We start from the raw sequence: 22,562 nt of genomic DNA on the forward strand, positions 1-22,562 counted from the left end.
GATGTCTTCATCATCCGCCCGTGACGCCGCTCCCGCCAGGGGCAGACGCGCAGAGACCCCCGCCCGCGATCAGCGGGCGGGGGTCTCTGCGCGGCTGGGCCGTACTACTTCTTCGGTGTCTCCGAAGCCGACCCCGACAGGTCGAGCAGCTTCTGCACGGCATCCGTGAGCTGCTTGTCCGCGGCGGCGAACGCCTCCAGATCACCGGCCTTCAGCGCCGCCTCACGGGCCTGCATCGCCTTCGAGGCATCCGCCAGCGCCTGCTTCTCGGCGGCATCCGGAGCGGTGGGCGTCGTCGGATTCGTCGGCGGTGTCGTCTCGCCGCCGGTGGGCGGCACGTTCTCCGCGCCACCGCTCGCGCCGGCGTCGCCGCCGAACAGCGCGTCCAGGGCCTCGGTCAGCGTGTCCTCGAACGCCACCTGGTCGCCGAACGCGACGAGGATCTTGCGGAGGTTCGGCAGCTGGGTGCCCTTGGACTGCTGCACGTAGACCGGCTGCACGTACAGCAGACCACCGCCGACAGGAAGAGTCAGCAGGTTGCCGTACTTCACCTGCGACTCGCCCTGCTGCATCAGGTTGACCTGCTGCGCGACGGACGTGTCCGAGTTGAACGTGTTCTGCACCTGGCCGGGGCCGGGCACGGTGTTGTCCGTGTCGACCTCGAGCAGCTGCAGCTTGCCGTAGGTGTCGGACTTCTCGCCCTTGGTCGAACCGGCATCCGAGTCGACGGACAGATAGCCCATCAGCACCTCGCGTGTGGTCTGTCCCTGAGCCGCGGGGATGAACGTCGAGTACATCGAGAACCGCGCGGTGTCCTCACCCGGCATCCGCATCGAGAGGTAGTACGGCGGCTGGGACTGGTTCTGCGCCTGCGGGTCGTCCGGCGTCTGCCAGCGGTTGTCCTCCTGCGCGAACGAGCTCGCGTCCTTGATGTGGTAGATGCCGAGGATGTTGCGCTGCACCTTGAACAGGTCGGTCGGGTAGCGCACGTGGCTCATCAGGTCGCCGGACATCTTGCTGATCGGCTCGACCGTCGACGGGAACACCTTCTGCCACGTCTTCAGCACCGGGTCCTTGTCGTCCCACGCGTACAGCTTCACGGAGCCGTCGTAGGCGTCGACCGTGGCCTTGACCGAGTTGCGGATGTAGTTGATCTCATCGAACGACACCGCCGAGGCGGGGTTGGTCGAGTCGGCGATCGCATCGCGCAGGCTGACCTTCGACGAGTACGGGTACGACGCGCTCGTGGTGAAGCCGTCGACGATCCAGACGATGCGCCCGTCGACGACGCTCGGGTACGGGTCGTTGTCCAGGGTCAGGTACGGGGCGACCTTCTGCACCCGCGTGATCGGGTCCCGGTCGTACAGGATCTGCGACTCGGAGTTGACCAGGTCGGAGAACAGGATCTGCTCGGACTGGAACTTCAGCGCGTACAGCAGCTTCGTGAACGTGTTGCCGATGCGCGGCCCGCCGTCGCCCTTGAAGGTCGTCTTGGTGTCGGAACCGCCGTCTTCGCCACCGCGCGGGTAGTCGATCTCGACCGGCTTGGATCCCTCCGGGGCGCCGACGATCGAGTACTCCGGCGAGTGCTCGCCGAAGTACACCCGCGGCTCGTACTTCTCGCTGTCCGTGAGGAAGCCGGAGGACGGGATGCCCTGCTCGAGGAACACCGGCTCACCGTCGGAGGTGCGCTGGTTGCCGGCCATCGCGACGAGGCCGTATCCGTGTGTGTAGACCGCGGCACGGTTGTTCCAGCTGTCACCGCCGCCGAGCTTGGACATGTCGAGCTCGCGGACCGCGACCACGGTGTCCTGCATCTTGCCGTCGATCTTGTAGCGGTCGACGTCGAGATCCTTGCCGAACTGGTAGTACGAGCGGTACTGCTGCAGCTGCGCCACCGTCGGGCTGATGATGTTCGGGTCCATGATGCGGACGGATGCCGTGGTCTGGGCGTCCTCGCGCAGCTGGCCCTTCTCGGTGTCGGTCTTCGCCTTGATCGGCGTGACCGTCATGTCGTCGACACCGTAAGCGGCCTTCGTGCTCGCGATGTTGCGATCGTAGAACTGCGCCTGCAGCTGGTTCTGGTTCGGCTTCACTTGGAAGGTGGTGACGATCCAGGGGTAGCCGACGCCGACCACGAGCGAGGCCACGACCAGCAGCGCGGTGGCGGCGAGCGGGAAGCGCCAGCGGCCGATGACGGCGGTGACGAAGAACAGGATCGCGACGACGGCCGCGATGATCGACAGGATCGCCAGACCCGGGATGGTCGCGTTGACCCCGGTGTATGCCGGACCCGTGATGCGGTCGTCGGGCTGGGTGAGCGTCAGGTAGCGGTCGAGCCACAGGCTGACGGCCTGCACCACCAGGTAGAGACCGGCGAGCACGGCGAGCTGGATGCGGGCCGGCTTCGAGATGCGCAGCTCACGCTGGCCGATGCGCACCGAGCCGTACAGGTACGAGACCAGCGCGGTGATCACCAGGCAGAGCAGCAGCACGGCCGACACGAACGCGAGCAGCATGTGGTAGAAGGGCATCGCGAACAGGTAGAACCCCGTGTCGACGCCGAATTCGGGGTCCTTGACGCTGGTGCTGACGCCGTTGGCCCACAGCCAGACGACGCGCCAGTTGCCCGCCGAGGCGAACCCGGCGAAGACGCCGAAGAAGATCGGCATACCCCACATCGCGAGCCGGCGCAGCGGCTCGACGACCTCCTGGTAGCGATCCAGCTGCGAGCTCAGCCGCACGTACACCGGCCGCAACCGGTAGGCGAGCTGGATGCACAGGAACAGCGGCACCGCCATGCCGAGGAATCCGACGACGAACATCACCGCCGTCGCCAACCACTGAGTCGTCAGCACCCGCTCGAAGCCGAGCTGGTCGAACCAGAGGAACTCGGTGTACAGCGAGGCGAACACGAAGAACCCGGCGATCAGCGCCGCGATGATGATGAGCGAGATCGTCAGGATTCTTCGGGAAGTCCGGGGCGTGGCCGCAGTCGGCGCAGGGTTCGAGGTCACCCGTCCATCCTAGGCAGGGCGTCTGTGCACCGGCTTCGTAACGGAATGGTCTCAGGACGCCTTGCAGGTCGGCAGCTTCGACGTGTCGCCGTCCTTGGACACGACGTCCAGGATGTGCATCGAGTCCTCGAGCGTCGCGGTGCTGTACACGGTGAGCCCGTCAGGCACATGACCGACGACCTCGTCGCAGTTGCTCTCCGGTGCCAGGAAGATCTTCGCCCCGGCATCCCGCGCGCCGTACAGCTTCTGACGGATGCCGCCGATCGGACCGACCGTGCCATCGGCCTCGATCGTGCCGGTGCCGGCCACGTTCTTGCCGCCGTTGAGCTCGCCGGGAGTGAGGGTGTCGATGATTCCGAGCGCGAACATCATGCCGGCGCTGGGGCCGCCGACGTTGTCGAGCTGGATCGTGACATCGATCGGGAAGTCGTAGGTGGTGGTGAGCGAGATGCCGATCAGCCAGGTGGTCGTGCCGTTCACGTCCTGCTTCTCGGGCGTCAGCGAGACCTGCTTCTCCGTGCCGTCGCGCTGGACGGTGAGTTCGACCGTCTTGCCCTCGGACTTCTGCACCTCTTCGCGGAGCACCTTGGCGGAGGAGACCTTCTGACCGTCGATGGCGACGATGATGTCGCCGGCCTCGAGCACCCCGTCGGCGGGCGAGTCCTTGATCGTCTCGACGACCTCGACCTTCGCGCCGACGTCGTAGCCGAGCTCGGTGAGCGCTGCGGCGGTGGCCTCGTGCTGCGAGTTCACCATCAGCTCGGCGTTCTGCTTGTCGCGCTGCTCGGAGGTGACGCCCTCGGGGAACACCACGTCGATCGGCACCACGGCTCGCGCGGGATCGACCCACGCGACGGCCAGTTCCGCCCAGCTCGGGGTGCGCTCGCGGTTGCCGACCACCTGGACGGTGGTGAGGTCGAGCGTCCCGCCGGTCGGGAAGGTCTGGGCGCCGTCGACCTCGATCAGGGGCACCTTCTCGCCGTCGGCGCCCTTCGCTGTGCCGAGCGTGTCGAACACCGGCCCTGGTCGCTGGATCACGTACGGAGTGGGGATGAAGGTGAGCGCGACGAGCGCGACCAGCGCTACGACGAGCGCCCAGACGCCTACGCCGAGCCGCCGGGACCGGGTTGTGGACACGGGCGACCTCCGACGTTCGCGAGCGGCGTACAGGGATCCGCGTTCGTCCGGGGCGTGCGCAGAAACCTGTGACTAGCGTAGAGGTCACAGGCTTTCCGCGTGCTGAGAGGGCGACATGAGCGACGACCGACCCGACCCGTCCGACTTCGAGGAGTTCCTGCGCCGGATGATGTCCGGCGAGGGGATCGACCCGGACGCGCTTCGTGATGCCATGGGCGGCATGAACGGCTTCGAGATCGACCCTGCCCAGATGCAGGCGTTCTTCTCCCAGATGCAGGGCGCGTTCGGCGGAGACCCCTGGGAGAGCACGAAGCGCCAGGCGCTGCACATCGCGAACCAGGACGGGCAGGGCATCACCGACGGTTCGCGCAGCTCGCTGGCGGACGCCTTCGGACTGGCCGATCTGTGGCTGAGCGAGGCCACGACGCTGTCGGAGCTCTCGGCACCGCCGCGCGCGATGACTCGCGGCGAGTGGGTCGAGCAGACGCTTCCGGTGTGGAAGGAGATCGCGGGCCCCGTATCGACGAGCATCGCCGATGCGCTCACCCAGGCTCTGGGGTCGCAGGCGCCGGACGAGATGCGCGGCGCCATTCAGGGCGCAGGGCAGCTGATGCGCGGGCTGGGCGCCTCGGTGTTCGCGATGCAGTTCGGCAAGGTGCTCGGCGACCTGTCGCTCGAAGTGGTCTCCGGCGGCGACGTCGGCGTCCCCGTGCTTCCCGCGGGCACCGCCGCCGTGATCCCGCAGAACATCGCCGCCTTCGGCGAGGGGCTGGAGATCCCGGAGGACCAGATCGCGCTGTACCTCGCCGTGCGCGAGCTCGCCTACGCACGGCTGTACCGGCACGCGAAGTGGCTGCACCTGCACCTGATGTCGCAGATCACCGAGTTCGCGCGCGGAGTCGAGGTCGACGTGGATGCGCTGCAGGACGTTGCGGAGCGACTCGACCCCTCGAACCCCGAGGAACTGCGAGCCGCGATCGAGGGCGGCGCGCTGCTGCCGGCGCAGTCCGAGGCGCAGCGCGAGGCGCTGACCCGCCTGGAGAACCTCGTGGCGACGATCGACGGATGGGTGGATGTCGTGACGACGGAGGCGATCTCGCGCCTGCCCGACGGAGCGCGCCTCGCGGAGGCGGCTCGCCGCCGCCGCGCCGTGGGTGGTCCCGCCGAGGACGCGCTGGGCGCTCTGGTCGGGCTCAAGCTTCGCCCGCGCCGGCTTCGCGAGGCGTCCGCCATGTGGCGTGCGGTGACGGATGCCGTGGGCATCAAGGCCCGCGACGCGCTCTGGGACTACCCCGACCTGATGCCTCAGGCCTCGGACATCGACGACCCGGCCGCGCTGATCGCCCGTCTGCAGGCCGGCGAGCGCGGCGAGGCCCCCGCCGCCGACGAGTTCGACGAGGCTCTCGCCCGCCTCCTGGACGGCGACGACTTCGGTGGCTCCCCCTCCGAGGGCCAGTCCCCCGACGACTCCTCGGACCATGACTCGAAGGGCGACTCCCCCGACGACCCCCGCCCGGTGTAGCCCCCAGCCGCGCTGAAGGCGTTTCGTCTCGCTCCTCCGTCGCTCGCTCAACGACCGGGCACGTTCGACAGTGAGGCGCCGCGCGAAGGCCCAACGGTCGCCCCTCCAGAAACTCCACCCCTGATACCTCCCCTCCGCGCGCGCAGCGCCGCGCCCAGAAGCACGAGCGGGATGGGGTGTTCCCGGAGCGAGCATTGGGAGGGCCCGCTGGGCGGAGCGGGCTTGCCCGCTCCGCCCAGCGGGCGGGTCCCACTCTGCGAGCGCAGGGAACACCCCGTCCCGCGACCCACCCCACGGCGAGCGCCCCCTCCGCGACCCTCCACACTCGATACCGCGACGAAAGTTCTCCACAGCCCCGCAGACCCCCCACCACGACGTCGGTGGCTCCGGCCAAGATCGTCCCCATGAGCCCGCTCAGTCCGACGACCGTCACACGCCTCGATCCCCGATATCCCCTGCTCTGGCGTGACTCCGACACGATCCAGTTCGGGCTCGAGAACATCGTCCACGTCGACGCCGCAGCGCCCTGGGTCGAACCGCTCCTCGCCCGTCTCTCCACCGGCATCAGGATGTCGACCTTCGACGTCGTCGCGCACGCCGTCGGCGCCCCGCGTCAGGCCGCGCGCGATCTCCTCGCCGCACTGCGCCCTGTGCTGCACGACGATCCGCCGGCGGCGCCGTCGTTCTGGATCGAGGGCGTGAACGTCACGGACGACCGCGCGCTCCCCCGCATGGCCGAGTGCCTTCGCGAGGAGGGGCTCGACCGCGGCGTCCGTGACGACCCGGACGACGTCGGAGTGATCGTCGTCGAGGGCGCGGCATCCGCTCTGCAGTTCGCGGGCTACCTGCGCGACGACGTGCCGCACCTGCCGGTGGCCTTCGAGGCCGCGGCAGCGACCGTCGGTCCGCTGGTGCGCCCCGGCGAGACTCCCTGCCTCTCCTGCCGTGACGAGCACGAGACCCGGCGCGACCCTGCCTGGCCGCTGCTGCACACCCAGCTGATCGGGCGACCGGTCGGCACGATCTCGTCAGCGAGGCTCGCGCAGGCGGCCGCTCTCGTGTCCCGCATCCTGCGCACTCCCCTCGCCGAGGCGGGACTGCGCGCCAGGGTCAGCCCCGACGGACGGATCGCATGGCGCTCGGTGAGATTTCACGGAGGATGCCTGTGCCGCGACCTGTCGTCCCGATCTCAGCGAGGAACCGGGACGGCGCCCGCTCCCCTCGTCCTGCGGTCCGCGCCCACGACAGCGAGAGCGTACGCGCGGCCCGCGTGAGGCCCACGTAGGCGAGGCGGCGCTCCTCGTCGACCTGCTCGAAGGTGGTGGCGTAGGCGATCGGAAGGGCGCCTTCAGTCCATCCGGCGAGGTGCACGTGCGGCCATTCCAGACCCTTCGCCGCGTGCAGGGTCGACAGCGTCACCGTGCGCAGCTCGGGCTCGTGCTGATCCTTCGCCCGCGCCGACAGCATCTCGGCGAAGCTGCGCAGCGTGGCATCCGCGGGTGCCTCCTCGGCGAGCCGCAGGATCGCCCGCCTGGCCTCCCAGGCGTCGCGCTGTGCTCCACCGGCCTGCGGCGGCTCCTCCGTCAGACCGAGGTTGCGCAGCACATCCCGCACGGTGGGGAGGAACCCGGCGAGGGCGGGCGCGACGGCCGCGGCGCGCAGCGCGAGCACGGCCTGGCGCACCTCAGGCATGTCGAAGAACCGGGTGCCTCCGAGCACCGTGGTGGGAATGCCTTGCGCGGCCAGCGCCTGCTGCAGCGGGGCGGACTGCGCGTGCGCGCGGTACAACACGGCGATGTCGGCGGGCGAGGCGCCGGCCTGGATGCGGGCGGCGATCGCTGCAGCCACTCCCTCGGCCTCCTCGGTCTCGGTGTCGAAGGCGGTGACCGTCGGGGCCTCTGCGGTGAACGTCTCACGCGCCGGGGTCAGCGCGAGCGCGCCAGGGCGCCCCTTCATCAGCGCGTTCGCGACGGCGAGGATCGGCGCCTGGGATCGGTAGTTGGTCTCCAGGCGCACGACCGTGGCCCCCGGGTGCCGGCGCTCGAACTCGAGCAGGTATCGCTGCTGCGCACCGGCGAAGGAGTAGATCGTCTGGCTGGCGTCTCCGACCACGCAGATGTCGTGCCGGTCGCCCAGCCACAGCTCGAGCAGCCGATTCTGCAGCGGCGAGACGTCCTGGTACTCGTCGACCGTGAAGTGCCGGTACTGCTCGTGAACGGCCGCGGCGACGCGCGGCTCGGCCTCGATCATGCCGGCGCAGGCGAGCAGCACATCCTCGAAGTCGAGTTGGCGGCGCTCGTCCTTGATCCGCTCGTAGGCGTGCATCAGCGCGCTGAGCCGTTCGGCGTCGACACCGGTGACCGTGCGTCCGAGCTCGGCGTACCCGTCGACCGAGATCATCGAGACCTTGCGCCACTCGATCTCGGCTGCGATGTCGCGCAGGGTGGCCGTGCTGGGGCGGATCCGCAGCTCGTCGGCGGCCTGCCCGAGCATGCGGACCTTGTTGTTCACGATCGACGGGGCGCTGTCACCGGCGAGGGTCGGCCAGAAGAAGTTCAGCTGGGCGAGCGCAGCGGCATGGAAGGTGCGGGCGGCGACGCCCTCGATGCCGAGCGCACGAAGGCGTCCGCGAAGCTCGCCGGCGGCCTTCGCGGTGAACGTCACCGCCATCACCCTGCCGGGCGAGTACGCGCCGGTGTCGACGCCGTGGGCGATGCGATGGGTGATCACGCGGGTCTTGCCGGTGCCGGCTCCGGCGAGCACGGCCACGGGTCCGCGCAGCACGGATGCCGCCTCCCGCTGTCTTTCGTCGAGCGCGTCGAGTGCGCTCACACGCGCTCCTCGAACCAGTCGACGATGAGCGCCCGGGCGATGGACGACGGCCCGGGCAGTCCCACAGGCCCCTCGCCGCGCAGGGCGGTGGCGATCTCGGCACGGGTCAACCAGCGCACGTCGATGATCTCCTCGCCGTCGGCGACAGCGTGCTCGTCGACCGCGGTTGCTCGGAAGCCCAGCATGAGCGAACGAGGGTACGGCCAGGGCTGCGACGACACGTAGCGCACGTCCTTCAGACGGACGCCTGCCTCCTCGAAGATCTCACGGTGCACGGTGGTCTCGAGGGACTCGCCCGCCTCGAGGAAACCGGCGAAAGTCGAGTACATCCGCCCCTGCCAGGTGGCGTTCGCGCCGAGCAGCAGACGCTCGCCGTCTGCGCTCTCGATCGCGACGATGACCGCCGGGTCGGTTCGCGGGAAGTGCTCGCGGCCGCAGGACGGACAGTGCCGCGACCAGCCCGCCTGGCGCAGCTCGGTCTCCGAGCCGCAGGCCGGACAGAAGCGGAAGCCGGTCAGCCAGTCGGAGAGGGCGACCGCCTCGATGAGGAGTTCGGCCTCGACTCCGGCCAGTACCCCGCCGGCGTCGCGCACACTCGACCAGACGGCTGCGTCGACGGGCGCCGGATCGGCGGGCACGGCATCGAGGGAGACGGTGTCGGCCGGGGCGTCCTCCACGACGGCGAGCAGCACGGGTGTGCCGTCCGAGTCGCGCCCGAGCAGCGCCCAGTCCCGCGCCCCGACGACGTCGGCGGGCGCGATGCGCACGAGCGCCGCATCCCTCATGCGCGCGCGCCTGTCGTGCGCGACGATCACGCGAGTGGTGGCATCCGCTCGCAGCCGGTCCAGGATGCCGGGCTCGGCGCGGAGCTCTCCGGCACGGTCGAGGAGGCCCGGTTCGACGATCATGTGCTCCCTCTCATCCCCGCGTCCTGCACGGCGGCGGTGGTCCGCCGGGACGGCGGCCTGTGCCCGATCGGGCGTGGCGTGGGCATCAGGCCCCGGATGCCGACCTACCCTGGAGGGCATGGCACGCTCTCCTTTCACTCTAGTGGCGGCGGTCACAGCTGCACTGCCCGGGGCGGAGGTCACCGGCGCCCGTCCCCTCACCGCCGGCGGGGACGGACGGTTCGACTCGGCCGTGGCCACGCTGGCCGACGGCCGTGAGCTGACGATCCGGGTCGCCGACGACGAGGACAGCGCGCGCGAGCTCGCCTCCGAGGCGATCGCGCTGCGCGCCCTGACCGCCGGCGCACGGGAGATGCTGCCGTTCCAGGCCCCCGAGTACATCGGCGAGACGCGCATCGGCGACGGCCGCGCGCTGGTCACCGGGCTGCTGCCCGGTTTCCAGATCGAGGCCTCGCAGGTGCCCGCGGGTCGCGGCGCGGCGTGGTCGATCGGCGAGGCGATCGCGGCGACGCACGCGCTGCCGGCATCCGTCGTGCGCGGCGGTGGGCTCACCGCCCGCGACTCCGAGGAGGCGCGCGACGAGGTGCGCAGACTGGTCGAGCGCGCCACTTCGACCGGACGTGTGCCGGCCCGGCTGGGCAGCCGCTGGCGCCAGGCCGTGGAGGACGACGACCTCTGGCGCTTCGAGGCGACCGTGACGCTCGGCGGCGTGCAGGCCGACACGTTCCTGTTCGAGGACGACCCCGAGCTCGGTCCGCAGGTGGTGGGGCTGGTCCACTGGCACGGCCTGTCCCTCGGCGACCCCGCCGTGGATCTCGCGTGGCTGTCGGGTGCGAAGGATGCCGCCGACGATGTGCACGACGCCTACGGACGCTCCTCGGCCCACGCGGTGGACTCCGCGCTGCGGATCCGCGCCCGGCTGCGCGCCGAACTCGAGTTCGCCCGCTGGCTCGTGCACGGCGAGGCCATGCGCCGCACCGACATCATCGATGACGCCGCCGCGCTGCTGGAGTCTCTCGCCGAGGGCGTGCACGACGATCTGCGCGTGTCGGCTGGCGCGACCACCGATGTCGATTCGGCCCTGGATGCCGCCGGTCGCCTGCCCCAGGTCCCGTCCGTGAGCGTCGACACCTCGATGCAGACCGATGCGTACCGTCCCGAGGATCTCTGGCAGGCGGAGGCCGAGGAGGATCCCACGGACGAGACGCCCGTGCAGCAGGAGCCCGTCGCGACCCCGGCGGACGGCGCCGACCAGGAGACCCAGGATCTCGCCGACCTCGATGAGCGGGCCGAGGCCGCAGGCATCACCGGCGTGCGCGGGTCGTCCGGCGATCACGGCGCGGCCAAGGGCCCGAGCAGCACCGGCCGGCCGTTGTCGGCACACGATGACGAGGGGCTCGACTCGGCCGAAGAGGCTCAGCGCGCGGCGCGGGCCGCACTCCAGCGCTGGACCAGCTCGACCTCGGAGTAGACCCGGCCTCCGCGGATGACGAGGTCGTCGGCGACGTAATAGAGCGCGACGTCGATCTCCTCGAGCGGCACGCCGAACCGGCGGTGGTAGGCCAGGCGGTACAGCGCGAGCTGCAGCATCCGTTCCTCCCGCTCGGCTGCGGTGCGCGGCGCCTTGCCGGTCTTCCAGTCCACGATCTCGATGCGCCCGCCGCGATCGGCGCGGCGGTAGACGGCGTCGAGCTTGCAGATCACGATGTGCCCCTCGTGCTCCGGCGAGACGCCGAGCGCGAAATCGATCTCGATCTCGACCGCGATCGGCGCGAGCCCGCCCCATTCGCTGCGCTCGAAGATCTCCTGCAGGCGTCCGAGGTCGGCGGCATCCGCCTCGGAGACGTCCTGCGCATCGGGTGTGTCATCGTCGATCTCCCAGAGCCCATCGTCGATGCGCGGACCGGTGCCGACGAGTTCCGAGCGGCGCTCGACCCACGCATGGAACAGCGTGCCGAGCCTGGTCTGCCGATAGGGCCGCTCCGGCATCGGGCGGATGATCGACCCGAGCGTGCCCTCGAAGTCGGTGACGTAGTCCTTGAAGCGTGATGCCGGCACGCGGGTCGGCACGGCCACGTCGGTGCCACGCTGCCGCGCCTCGCGCTCGGCGAGCAGCCGGACCAGCTCTCGTGACGCCTCAGGAAGGGGCGAGGCCTGCGCCGCGCGCACCTCGTCGGCGGCGCGCTCCACGCGCTCGCGCCTGGCACCGAGCGGGTCGAGCGGCCAGCTCGCGGTCATCCCTGGACCGTCGTAGGGGTTCTCGTCGGGATCCACCTGCCCGACCCCCTCGAGGCCGAGTACGTCGAACGCCTCGAGCAGGTACGGGCTGGGCGTGCGCGGCTTCTTCTGCCCTGCCCAGTGCGCGCCGGTCAGCAGCAGGTCGCTGCGGGCGCGGGTCACGGCGACGTACGCGAGCCGGCGCTCCTCCTGCTTCTGGTACTCGGAGTACGCCTTCTTGAATGTGGTGAGCGCGCCCGGGTTCGTCTTGCTCTCGCTCGAGAGCGACGCCTGCCCGGCCTTCTGACGCTTGACGGGGTCGTCGCCGATGGCATCCATCGCCGACCGCGGATCCCATTCGAAGCGGGGCAGAGCCGCGGCGTCTCCGCGCAGCGCGAACGGCACGGCCCCGAAGCCGAACCATCCTGCGGTATCGGTCGGGCGCGACGGCAGTTCCTCCTCGACCAGGCGCACCACCGCGACGGCATCCCATTCCAGGCCCTTCGAGCCGTGGATCGTGAGCAGCTGCACGACACCGGGTTCGGGCGGCTCGGGGCGCGGCATCAGCTCGTCGGTGAGCTCGGCCTTGTCGAGCCAGGCCAGCAGGCTGCCGATGGTGCCGCGCTCGTCCGCAGCGAGGAACGCGCGAACCTCATCGGCGAAGGCGCGCAGCTGGGTGGTGGCGACGCGTGCCGGACCCCGGGTCTCGTTGACGGCGAGCTCGATGTCGAGACGAAGCTCGAACTCGATCAACCGGATCAGCTCGGGCAGCGGCTGGGCGACGGCGCGGCGCAGCCTCTCCAGCATCTCTCCTGCCGCGCGGATGCGTGCGCGTCCGTCCGGTGTGATCCCGTCGATCAGGCGGTAGTCGTCGCGCATTCCGCGCACCACGTCGACGGCGTCGACGATCGACACCGCCTCGTCGGCGCCGTGCGAGGAGCGCAGGCGCGCCTTCACGTCGTCGGGCAGCGGCATCAGCGCGCTGTCGCGCTTGGCGATCTCGGATGCCAGGTCGTAGAGCCCCGCCATGTCGGCGACGCCGACCCCGAAGCGCGGACCGGTGAGCAGGCGGATCAGTGCCGACCCCGCGGTCGGGTCGTGGATGACCCGCAGGGTGGAGACCACGTCGACCACTTCGGGCGTGTTCAGCAGACCGCCGAGGCCGAGGATGCGGTGCGGGATGCCGGCCGCGGCGAGCGCTCCGGCGAAGGTCTGCATGTGCCGCTTGGAGCGGAACAGGATCGCGCCCGTGTGCGGGCTGCTCCCCCGGTGCGCGTCCCGCCGCGAGGCGAACCAGTCGGCCACCTCACGCGCCTCGTCGTCGACGGTGAACGCGAAGCGGGTGTCGACGGTTCCGGCTCCGGCGCCGGGGCGCGGCTCCAGCGGCGGAACGTCGAGGCCGGGGCGCTGCAGCGGCTCGAGCACCCGGTTGGCGACGTCGAGGATGGCGGCATCGTTGCGCCAGCTGGTCATCAGGCTGTACGTGTGCGCAGGCTGCTCGAGGGCGAAGGAGCCGGAGAACGCGTACAGGTTGTCGGCGCTCGCACCGCGCCAGCCGTAGATCGACTGATGCGGGTCACCCACCGCCATCACCGCGGAGTCACGGAACAGTTCGGCGAGGAACCGGGTCTGGATGACCGAGGTGTCCTGGTACTCGTCGAGCAGCACGACGCGGTGCTGCTCGCGCAGCTCTGCGCGCACATCGGGTGCGGATTCGATGATGTCGTAGGCGCCCGAGACCTGGTCGGCGAAGTCGAGCACTCCGCGGCGCTCCTTCTCCGAGATGTAGTCGCGCACCAGCGCGGCGAGCACCGGCATCGCCTCGAGATTGGCCGCGGCCTTCTCGACGGAGTCGTTGCTGCGGTAGGGGGCGAAGGCGCGTGCCTGATCGGTGGCGATCCGCACGGCGCGGTCGAGGTCGACACGGTGGTCGAGCGTGTCGCCGGCGAGGGACTGCACGGCGTCGACGACGCCGGTGAGCGAGCGATCGATCAGTTCCAGGCCGGGCAGATCGGAGCGCAGCACGACGTCACGGGCGAGGATCCAGGATGCCGCCTGGCTCAGCATCGCCACGTCGGGGTCGCGCCCGATGCGTGCGGCGTGCTCGCGGACGATGCCGTCGGCGAAGGCGTTGTACGTCGAGACCCGGGGGCGGATCATCAGGTCCTCCGCCGCCGCCGGGGCCGCTTCGGTGCCGTACCGCGCCGCGAGCTCGTCGAGGACATGCGAGCGCACCAGGTCGCGCTGCCGGCCGGGTGCAGCATCGTCGACGCGGCGCAGTGCACCGGATGCGACGATCTCGGGAACGTGCGGCAGCAGACCGCGGCGACCGTACTCGTCGATCATCGCGAGCCGCGCGGCGATGCGCTCGGAGAGCTCACCGGCGGCCTTGCGGGTGAAGGTGAGCCCGAGGATCTCGTCGCGGCGGACGTGTCCGTTCGCGACCAGCCAGACCACGCGGCCCGACATGGTCTCGGTCTTGCCGCTGCCGGCGCCCGCGACGACGAGCGCCGGCGTGGGCGGGGCCTCGATCACGCGCTGCTGCGCCGCGGTCGGCGACGGCAGCCCGAGGGCGGCGGCGACGTCGGTCGCGGAGATCTCCAGCGGGCCGGTCCAGGCACTCATGCGCTCACCGCCGGGACGGTGTGGATGCGGCAGGGCTGGACTCGCCACTGGGTGTCGGCACAGTGCGCCTCGACCTGGGCGGTGAAGCTGCTCGCCGACATGCCCCGTGCGGCCTCCGCGACGCGACGCAGGAACTCCTCGCGCGCCTCGCCGTCGAGCGTGTGCTGGTGGGCGACGCGGTAATCGCTCTTCGAGAGGGTCTTCGCGACGAGCACCAGGCGCGCGCCGGCGAGGGACTCCGGGGCGGCGCCCTCGATGAGCCCCTGCTGCACGGCGAGCTGATACGCCGAGAGCTGTGCGTGCTCGACGACCTTCTCGTCGCTCTCCGGCTCGTACTTGCCGGTCTTCAGGTCGACCACGACCACCCGCTCGTCCGCGGCGGGCATCGCCTGCCACCCTCGCCCTCGCGCGGCGGGGTGCTCGCCGGTGCCCGCCGGGTACGCCTCCACGCGGTCGATGTACCCGTGGATGATCGCCTGATGCGCGGTGTCCTCGCCGACCGGATGCACGGTGGGGCGTCCTTCGTCTCGCTCTTCGGATCCTGAGCGAGCGGAGCGAGACGAGGGGCGCTCAGGACCCGAGAGCTCCGGCACGTCCACCGCGAACCGGAACTCCACCTCGCTGGCGAGCACGCGGCCGCCGTCGCGGGTGACGGTGTCGAGATAGGAGTGCAGCCGGTCGACGTACTGCTCGGCCCGACGACGCTCCTTGCGCCCTATCCACTCGGTCTCGAAGTCGAGCTCGGGCCAGCGCGCGGCGACGACCTCGCGCATCCGCTCGAGATCGCCGTCGGGCGCGGTCTCCATCGCGGCGTGCACGATCGTGCCGATGCCCGCCGAGGGCGGCATCACGGTGTCTCCGCCCAGCGCCGACACGGCCCAGTTCAGGCCGCACTCCTCGAAGGACTCCATGCGCGACGGCGACACGCGGGCGGCCTCGACCGCGAGATCGTGCAGCGGCGCCTCGCTCGACGACGGCGTCACGCCGTACCACTCTGCGGGTTCCGCGCCGGGCACACCCTCGCGGGCGAGCACGGCCAGCTGCCCTGCCGCCTCCTGGCGCGCGGCCGGCGACGTGCTCGTGGTCAGCGTGCGACGGTGCCGGGCGACCATGCCGCGCAGCGTGAGCGGGTGCTCGGCGGACGGGTGCCGCTCCGGCGGCTCGGGCTGCGGCAGGAAGCCGAAGAACGGGCTCGGCGTCGCGTCGTCGTCATCGACCGCCGTGATCAGCAGCCGGCTGCGCGCCCGTGACACCGCTCGCACGAACAGCCGCAGCTCGTCGTGCAGGGCGCCGCGCCGCCGGTCGAGGATGCCGGGGACGGGGACCTCGACGCCGGTGCGTGCGGCGGCGATCGCGTCGGCGAGGCGCCACGTCTGCAGCATCCCGCCGCGCAGCCGGACGTTCGGCCAGACGCCGTCCTGCACGCCGGCGATCACGACCGCGTCGAACTCGGCGCCCAGCGCAGTGGCGGGCGTCAGCAGCGTGACACGACCGGGGCGCTCCGGCGACGACAGGGTGTCCTCGGGAACCTCGCTACCGAGGATGTCGTCGACGAACTTCCGCGGCTTCTCGTTCGGCGTGCGCTCGACGAAGCGCTTTGCGGCGTCGAACAGCGCCACCAGTGCGTCCAGGGCTCGAGCCGTCTCGCCGCCGGTGGACTGCATCGCGTTCTCGCGCCAGGCGTACTGCAGCTTGCGCCCGTCGACGGAGCGCGCGCCGTCCCACGCGCGCCAGAGCAGATCGTGGATGGTCTCGCCCGCGGCGGCGGCCGCGGTCATCTCGGCGAGGGTGTCGGCGAACCGCGCCGCGGCCCTCGCCTCGGCCGCGTCGATCAGGGTGAAGTGCGCCGGGGACGCCATCGCCTGACGCAGCAGCTCGCGCGCCGGGGTGTTGCCCTCCTGCTCGAGTTCCAGGTGCCGCAGCCGGGCGCGGAGCCGGCGCAGCCCGATCGCGTCCATTCCGCCGAACGGCGAGCGCAGCGCCTCTTCGAGCTCCTGCGGGGTGCGCTCGTCGACCGACGTGAGCGCGAGCCTGACGATGCCGACGATGTCGCGCACCACGGACTCATCGCCGAGCGGCCGCTGCACGCCGGCCGCCCTGGTCGGTATCTCGCGCGCGGCGAGCTCGGTCTCGAGCTGCGCGACCTGACGGGTGTCGTGCGCGATCACCGCCATCCGGTCCCAGCGGATGCCGCCCGACAGATGCCAGTCGCGCATCACGCCGGCGATGCGATCGACCTCCTCGTAGGGCGAGGGGGCGACGAAGGTCGTCACTGCGGCATCCGTGTCGTCGACGGTGACGGGCGCGCGGCGGTGATCGACCCGACCCGCGGCGCCGATCGCCTGCGTGACGGTGCGGGTGAGCGCTGTGAGCACCGGCGACTGCCGATGCGGTCCGTCGAGCACGTGCACCTCGCCGAGGTGGGCGGCGAGCCGGGCGAACAGCTCAGGGCTCGCGCCGCGGAACGCGCCGGAGGAGATGTCCGGGTCGCCGAAGGCCAGCACCGCGATGCCCCGCGAGCGCAGTGCCGCCACCAGGGCGATCCCGCCGCGGGTGAGCTCCTGGGCGTCATCGATCAGCACCACGCGCAGCGGCGCGAGCGGGCCGAGCGTCGCGGCATCCGCCGAGCGCAGGATGGCGGTCGCCTCGCTGAGCAGGTCGGCCGCGTCGCGGTGCGCGGAGCGCAGCTGCCCGAGCACGTCGTGGTACTGGTCGAGGAACTCGCCCGCCGCCGCCCAGACCTCGGAGCCCGACTCGCGCAGCTCACCGGGACCGATGCCGAGCTCGGTGCACTCGGCGAGGAACGCCCGCAGTTCGGAGCGGAAGCCCTTCGACGCGCGCACCGACGTTCCGAGCGCGTCGGGCCAGTGCACGCGCTCGTCCTCGAGATCGCCGGCGAGCAGCTCGGCGATGATGCGGTCCTGATCGGCGCCGGTCAGCAGCGCGGGCGGGTCATCGCCCGCGCGCACCATCGCACCGCGCACGAGCTGGAACGCGAACGAGCCGACCGAGCGCGCCAGCGGCCCCGGCGTCGCCTTGTCGATGCGCACGCCGATGCGGTCGCGCAGTCCGGTCGCGGCCTGACGGCTGGGCGTGAGCACGAGCACCTGCTCGGGCTCGAGTCCGCCGTCCAGCAGGTGCACGACGCGGTCGATGAGGGCAGTCGTCTTGCCCGTTCCCGGCGCGCCGACGATGACTCCGGATGCCTCGGGGTCGGCCGTCACGACGGCCCGCTGCGCAGCATCCTCTGTCATGCCTTCGACACTATCGGCGCCTCCCGACATCCCCGGCGCGAGCGGATGCCGGGGCCGTGTGCGCCCTCGGCGAAACCGGCCCGGCGGGCGGGACCCGCGCCCCGACGTCGCGATAGAGTGGCCAGCACCCCAGCAAGTCAGAGGAGCACGCGTGGAAATCCGCATCGGCATCGTCAACACCGGCCGTGAACTGACCTTCGAGACCAACGCCCCGGCCGACGAGGTGCGCAGCACCATCTCGGGCGCGCTCGAGCAGGGCACGACCCACTTCACCCTCACCGATGTGAAGGGCAACGACTACATCGTGCCGACGGCGAACCTCGCATACATCGAGCTGGGCACCGAGGAGTCCCGCCGGGTCGGCTTCGTCGCCTGACATGTACATCCTCCTGGCGCTGATCGCCTCCTGCGCCCTGAGCATCGGCCTGCACTTCCTGCTGCCGCACCGTCTGCTGCGCGGCGTGGCCGTCACACCGGCGATCGCCACCGCGTCCACCGCCGTGATCTACACGGCCATGCAGTGGGCGGGCATCTCCGAGGGCAACGGCTGGCTGTGGCTGGCGAGCATCGGCGGCGGGCTGCTGATCGCAGCCCTGGCCACCTACCTCATCGCCGTCGTGCGGCACGCCTCCGACCAGAAGACGCAGCAGGCGATCGGGGCCTGAGCCCCCGAGAGCGCTCTGAGCCCCGAGCCCGCTACGAGGCGAGCCCCATCGCGTCCATGCGGCGCGCGTGCGCGCCCATCAGCTCGGTGTACACCGGCTCGATGCGCTGCTCGTCCTGCGCGAGACGTTCCGGGCGCAGTGCACCGCGGCAGACGAGCAGGGTGTCGCCGACGAGACGGCGCCCCCACATCGACAGCAGCGAGCGCCATTCCTCGTCGCTCTCGATCGTCTGCTGGATGATCGAGACGATCTCGTGGCCGGCGTCGTCCTCACGGAGGATCTCGGCGACCCTGTCCCCCGTCTCGCCGTAGCTCGACGCCAGCGCGAGGTAGAAGTCGTCGAGCATGCCGGCGGTCAGGTAGACCGCGAGCAGAGTCTCCTCCTGGCGGGCGCCGATCGTCATGCGCCGGAAGGCATCGAGGTTCTCGCGGAACGGCAGCATCAGCTCCGTGGGGTCCTCACCGCGCTCGACGATCACGCGCACGATGCCGCGGTGCTTGTCCAGCGCCGCTCCGGCGGCGCGAGACAGAGCCTCTTTGCGCGCGAGCTCCGGCGTGGCACGGATGCCGCGGGTCAGCGTCTCGAAGTACCCGAGCTGCAGGTACGCGGCCTGGCCCAGGAAGCGGTTCAGCTCCGGCGCGAGCTCGGCGAAGTCGACGCGCGTCGCGTCGCCCACATCGCCCCTGCTGCGCACCGAGAGGGTGCGGCGGGGCTGGCGGCGCTTCTTCCAGAACCAGTTGACCACCCGCCCAGATTACCGGGGCGGGGAGTTCGACCGTGCGAGCAACTCGTCGCGCGGGACCCCCTCCGGTAGGCTGGTTCCCGTCCTGCCGGTGGAGCAGGGCCCCGCGCCTGAGATCAGAGACGGCGTGGATCCGTTTACGAGGCGACTCCCGGGGTGCGACGAAGCACAGCGCGATCGCCGGACAGGCAATGCATATCGTGACTTCCTTCGCCGATCTCGGCATCGATCAGGACATCGTCGACGCACTCGCTGCCAAGGGCATCGTGGACGCGTTCCCGATCCAGGAGCAGACCATCCCCCTCGGCCTTCCCGGCCAGGACATCATCGGCCAGGCCAAGACCGGCACCGGCAAGACCTTCGGCTTCGGCATCCCCGTGGTGCAGCGGCTCGGCGCGAACCCCGGTCCCGGCGTGAAGGCGCTCATCGTCGTGCCGACCCGTGAGCTGGCGGTGCAGGTCTACGAGGACATGGACCTGCTGACCTCGAACCGTGGCACCAGCGTCGTCGCGATCTACGGCGGCAAGGCCTATGAGGGTCAGATCGAGCAGCTCAAGGCCGGCGCGCAGATCGTCGTCGGCACTCCCGGCCGTCTGATCGACCTCGCCGGCCAGCGCCTGCTCGATCTGTCTAACGCCACCGAGGTGGTGCTCGACGAGGCCGACAAGATGCTCGACCTCGGCTTCCTCGCCGACATCGAGAAGATCTTCCAGAAGGTCCCCGCGACCCGGCACACGCAGCTGTTCTCGGCCACGATGCCCGGCCCGATCGTCGCCCTCGCGCGCCGGTTCATGACCAATCCGATCCACATCCGCGCGAACGACCCCGACGAGGGCCTCACGCAGAAGAACATCAAGCACCTCGTCTACCGCGCGCACGCGCTGGACAAGGACGAGGTCATCGCCCGCATCCTGCAGGCCGAGGGCCGCGGCAAGACCGTGATCTTCACGCGCACCAAGCGCGCAGCCCAGAAGCTGGTCGACGAGCTGAACGACCGCGGCTTCAACGCCGCCGCCGTGCACGGCGACATGGGCCAGGACCAGCGTGAGCGCTCGATGGCCGCGTTCAAGGCCGGCAAGAAGGATGTCATGGTCGCGACCGACGTCGCCGCCCGCGGCATCGACGTCGACGACGTCACGCACGTGATCAACCACACGATCCCGGATGAGGAGAAGACGTACCTGCACCGCGCGGGCCGCACCGGCCGCGCCGGCAAGACCGGCATCGCGGTGACGTTCGTCGACTGGGAGGACCTGCACAAGTGGGCGCTCATCAACCGCGCCCTCGAGTTCGGTCAGCCCGAGCCCGTCGAGACCTACTCGTCGAGCCCGCACCTCTACGAGGACCTCAACATCCCCGAGGGCACGAAGGGCCGCCTGCGCACCGCGCCGAAGGCCGAGAAGCCCGCCGGGGAGCGCAAGCAGCGTCAGCCGCAGAAGGCGGCGGATGCTGCCGCGGAAGGCACCAGCGAGGGCACCACCAAGCGCCGGCGCCGGCGCCGCCGGGCCACCGAGCCGGTCGGATCGACGTTCGCCGAGGGCACGGATGCCGCAGAAGCGGCGCCGACCACGACGGATGCCGCACCGCGCGACGCCGAGGGCGCCGGCACGCACGACGGAGACGCCACCTCCGAGCACCGCGACGGCAAGCCCGCTCCGCAGCGTCGCCGTCGGCGTCGCCGTTCCGGCGGCGCAGCGCCCACGGGCGCCTGACCCGCAGTTCTCGATGAAACGCCTTCAGCCCGCGGCTGAGGGCGTTTCCTCATACTGCGCCCGCAGTGCGCCCGCACTCTCGGGCACCCGCGGCGGATAGACCAGGGTCACCAGCACCACCGAGATGATCATCAGCAGGAACCACGAGGTGAGCTTGCTCGGCGACACGAGCTCCCACCCTCCGGCCTGATTCGGGTACGACCAGGCCCCCGCCCAGGTGCCGATGTTCTCGGCCGCGTAGATGAACACGGCGACTCCGGCGAACACGGCCAGCAACGGCAGCCGAAGCGTGACCCGCCACGAGCGCGCGTACATCATCGTCCGGAGCCAGAGCACCGCGACCGCGGCGATCAGCACCCAGCGCAGGTCGATCCAGAAGTGGTGCGCGAAGAAGTTCGCGTAGATCGCCGCGGCGAGCACGACGGTGATCCAGCGCCGCGGAGATCGCGTGAACGCCAGGTCGAACAGCCGGTGCACGCGCACCATGTACGAACCGACCGCGCCGTACATGAACCCGCTGAAGAGCGGCACCGCACCCAGGTGCAGATATCCGCCCGCCGCGTACTCCCACGACCCGACATCCGTCTTGAACAGTTCCATGACGGTGCCCGTGATGTGGAAGATCACGATCACCCACAGTTCGCGCCCGGTCTCGAGCCGGAACGTGATCATCACGACCTGGATGAGCACGGCGGCGAGCGTCAGGGCGTCGTTGCGAGCGAGCAGCGCGTCGTCGGGATACCAGAGCCGCGCCGCGATGATCAGCGCGAGCAGCGAGGCCCCGAAGATGCACGCCCACGCCTGCTTCAGCAGGAACACCGTGAACTCGATGAGCCCTGCGCGGACGCCGCGGTGCGGAGCTCCCTGCAGCACGCGTCTCGCGACGACGTCGATCCGGCGTTCGAGAGAGGTGCCCCGCTGCATGGAGCGAGGCTACGGCGCCAACCTGCACGGTCGTTGAGCGAGGAGCGAGGCGACGAGACGAGACGCTTCACATCGACTCAGCGCGTTTCGTCACTTCGACTCGCTCCGCTCGCTCAACGACCCGGGAGCCGGGTACCGCGGCGCCGAGCCGGTGCCGCGGTCGATCAGGCGGGCGATCATGCCCTCATCGGTGGTGTTCTCGCCGGGCCGGTTCGGTTTGCCGGCGCCGTGATAGTCGCTCGAGCCGGTGACGATCAGGTCGTGCCGTGCGGCGATGTCGCGCAGCATCCGCTTGCCCTCTTCGGTGTTCTCCCGGTGCTCGATCTCGAAGCCGGCGAGCCCGGCGTCGATCAGCCGCTCGATGAACGCGACAGGCATCATGCGGTCGCGCCCCGCGGTCGCGGGGTGGGCGATGATCGCCACTCCCCCGGCATCCGTGATCAGGCGGACCGCGGTGAGCGGGTCGGGCGCGTAGTGCGGCTCGTAGTACCCGGTGCGGGGATGCAGGACCCCGTCGAAGGCCTCTCCGCGGTCTGCGACGATGCCGCGCGCGATCAGCGCGTCGGCGATGTGCGGGCGCCCGATCGTGGCATCCCCCGCGGTCTGCGCCAGCACGTCGTCCCAGGTCAGGTCGTAGTCGCGCGAGATGTTCCGCACGATCCGCTCGGCACGGCCGATCCTGTCATCGCGGATGCGGTTCGTCTCCGCGACCAGCGCGGCATCTGTCGGGTCGAACAGGTAGCCGAGCACGTGCACGCTGCGCCACTCGTGCCTCGATGAGAACTCCATGCCCGGGATGAAGGTCATGCCCAGGGCGACCGCCTGGTCGCCGGCCTCGCCCCACCCCGTGGTGCGGTCGTGATCGGTCAACGCGACCGTACCCAGGCCGTACGCGTGCGCCTGACGGACCACCTCGGCCGGTGTCTCGGTGCCGTCGGAGTGGTTCGAGTGCAGATGCAGGTCGCCAGGACCTGCGAACCGCGGGGCGCCGGTGGTCATCCTCCGAG

14 protein-coding genes are annotated in these 22,562 nt (G+C 70.8%); 5 read left to right on the plus strand and 9 right to left on the minus strand.

Annotated elements, in window-relative coordinates:
- Positions 1-104: 104 nt before the first annotated feature.
- Together ACFVAE_RS05220 and ACFVAE_RS05225 are read right to left on the minus strand one after the other, a co-directional pair.
- On the minus strand, positions 105-3,017 hold the full coding sequence (locus ACFVAE_RS05220) for a UPF0182 family protein (RefSeq protein WP_378888698.1): 2,913 nt from the start codon (positions 3,015-3,017) through the stop codon (positions 105-107).
- Positions 3,018-3,068: 51 nt separating this feature from the next.
- Positions 3,069-4,154 carry a PDZ domain-containing protein gene (locus ACFVAE_RS05225; protein WP_378888701.1) on the minus strand — a complete coding sequence of 362 codons (1,086 nt, stop codon included), beginning with the start codon at positions 4,152-4,154 and terminating at the stop codon, positions 3,069-3,071.
- 115 nt (positions 4,155-4,269) lie between these two features.
- Between ACFVAE_RS05225 and ACFVAE_RS05230 the strand changes: the two genes are divergently transcribed.
- On the plus strand, positions 4,270-5,676 hold the full coding sequence (locus tag ACFVAE_RS05230; RefSeq protein WP_378888703.1) for a zinc-dependent metalloprotease: 1,407 nt from the start codon (positions 4,270-4,272) through the stop codon (positions 5,674-5,676).
- 1,110 nt (positions 5,677-6,786) lie between these two features.
- On the opposite strand, the gene ACFVAE_RS05235 is transcribed toward ACFVAE_RS05230, so the two are convergent.
- Both ACFVAE_RS05235 and nudC read right to left on the minus strand, forming a co-directional pair.
- Positions 6,787-8,508 (minus strand): ATP-dependent helicase, encoded by a 1,722-nt coding sequence (locus ACFVAE_RS05235; protein WP_378888706.1) that lies wholly within the window; start codon positions 8,506-8,508, stop codon positions 6,787-6,789.
- Entirely contained in the window at positions 8,505-9,416 is a 912-nt protein-coding gene (nudC, locus tag ACFVAE_RS05240; protein WP_378888709.1) for an NAD(+) diphosphatase, read from the minus strand. Before nudC ends, ACFVAE_RS05235 begins: the two co-directional genes overlap by 4 nt.
- 118 nt (positions 9,417-9,534) lie before the next feature.
- Between nudC and ACFVAE_RS05245 the strand changes: the two genes are divergently transcribed.
- Positions 9,535-10,887 carry a hypothetical protein gene (locus tag ACFVAE_RS05245; RefSeq protein ID WP_378888712.1) on the plus strand — a complete coding sequence of 451 codons (1,353 nt, stop codon included), beginning with the start codon at positions 9,535-9,537 and terminating at the stop codon, positions 10,885-10,887.
- Here the strand turns inward: ACFVAE_RS05245 and ACFVAE_RS05250 are convergent.
- Positions 10,833-14,258, minus strand: a complete 3,426-nt coding sequence (locus tag ACFVAE_RS05250; protein WP_378888714.1) for a UvrD-helicase domain-containing protein — start codon at positions 14,256-14,258, stop codon at positions 10,833-10,835. The genes ACFVAE_RS05245 and ACFVAE_RS05250 overlap by 55 nt on opposite strands.
- Positions 14,255-17,512, minus strand: a complete 3,258-nt coding sequence (locus tag ACFVAE_RS05255) for an ATP-dependent helicase (RefSeq protein WP_378888717.1) — start codon at positions 17,510-17,512, stop codon at positions 14,255-14,257. The genes ACFVAE_RS05250 and ACFVAE_RS05255 overlap by 4 nt, the downstream gene beginning before the upstream one ends.
- Before the next feature lie 151 nt (positions 17,513-17,663).
- Here ACFVAE_RS05255 and ACFVAE_RS05260 point away from each other — a divergent pair, with 151 nt between their 5' ends.
- Positions 17,664-17,888, plus strand: coding sequence for a DUF3107 domain-containing protein (locus tag ACFVAE_RS05260; RefSeq protein ID WP_378856965.1), 225 nt, complete (start codon positions 17,664-17,666; stop codon positions 17,886-17,888).
- A 1-nt stretch (position 17,889) separates the two neighbouring features.
- Positions 17,890-18,177 carry a hypothetical protein gene (locus ACFVAE_RS05265; protein WP_378888720.1) on the plus strand — a complete coding sequence of 96 codons (288 nt, stop codon included), beginning with the start codon at positions 17,890-17,892 and terminating at the stop codon, positions 18,175-18,177.
- Positions 18,178-18,208: 31 nt separating this feature from the next.
- Here the strand turns inward: ACFVAE_RS05265 and ACFVAE_RS05270 are convergent, their stop codons facing one another.
- A complete protein-coding gene (locus ACFVAE_RS05270; RefSeq protein ID WP_378888723.1) occupies positions 18,209-18,922 on the minus strand; it encodes a ferritin-like fold-containing protein in 714 nt (237 codons plus the stop codon).
- Between the two features lie 197 nt (positions 18,923-19,119).
- On the opposite strand from ACFVAE_RS05270, the gene ACFVAE_RS05275 reads away from it, so the two are divergent.
- Positions 19,120-20,631, plus strand: coding sequence for a DEAD/DEAH box helicase (locus ACFVAE_RS05275; protein WP_378888726.1), 1,512 nt, complete (start codon positions 19,120-19,122; stop codon positions 20,629-20,631).
- 24 nt (positions 20,632-20,655) lie between these two features.
- Here the strand turns inward: ACFVAE_RS05275 and ACFVAE_RS05280 are convergent, their stop codons facing one another.
- Both ACFVAE_RS05280 and ACFVAE_RS05285 read right to left on the minus strand, forming a co-directional pair.
- Entirely contained in the window at positions 20,656-21,555 is a 900-nt protein-coding gene (locus tag ACFVAE_RS05280) for a DUF817 domain-containing protein (RefSeq protein ID WP_378888728.1), read from the minus strand.
- Positions 21,556-21,645: 90 nt separating this feature from the next.
- Positions 21,646-22,554 carry a PHP domain-containing protein gene (locus ACFVAE_RS05285; protein ID WP_378888730.1) on the minus strand — a complete coding sequence of 303 codons (909 nt, stop codon included), beginning with the start codon at positions 22,552-22,554 and terminating at the stop codon, positions 21,646-21,648.
- Between the last annotated feature and the right edge of the window lie 8 nt (positions 22,555-22,562).

The organism is Microbacterium sp. NPDC057659 (genome assembly GCF_042799915.1).
In the GTDB taxonomy this organism is placed as follows: domain Bacteria; phylum Actinomycetota; class Actinomycetes; order Actinomycetales; family Microbacteriaceae; genus Microbacterium.

Coding starts and splice junctions, on each gene's coding strand:
- ACFVAE_RS05230 (WP_378888703.1), top strand. CDS start 4,270: ATGAGCGACGACCGACCCGACCCGTCCGACTTCGAGGAGTTCCTGCGC.
- nudC (WP_378888709.1), bottom strand. CDS start 9,416: ATGATCGTCGAACCGGGCCTCCTCGACCGTGCCGGAGAGCTCCGCGCC.
- ACFVAE_RS05245 (WP_378888712.1), top strand. CDS start 9,535: ATGGCACGCTCTCCTTTCACTCTAGTGGCGGCGGTCACAGCTGCACTG.
- ACFVAE_RS05250 (WP_378888714.1), bottom strand. CDS start 14,258: ATGAGTGCCTGGACCGGCCCGCTGGAGATCTCCGCGACCGACGTCGCC.
- ACFVAE_RS05255 (WP_378888717.1), bottom strand. CDS start 17,512: ATGACAGAGGATGCTGCGCAGCGGGCCGTCGTGACGGCCGACCCCGAG.
- ACFVAE_RS05265 (WP_378888720.1), top strand. CDS start 17,890: ATGTACATCCTCCTGGCGCTGATCGCCTCCTGCGCCCTGAGCATCGGC.
- ACFVAE_RS05280 (WP_378888728.1), bottom strand. CDS start 21,555: ATGCAGCGGGGCACCTCTCTCGAACGCCGGATCGACGTCGTCGCGAGA.
- ACFVAE_RS05285 (WP_378888730.1), bottom strand. CDS start 22,554: ATGACCACCGGCGCCCCGCGGTTCGCAGGTCCTGGCGACCTGCATCTG.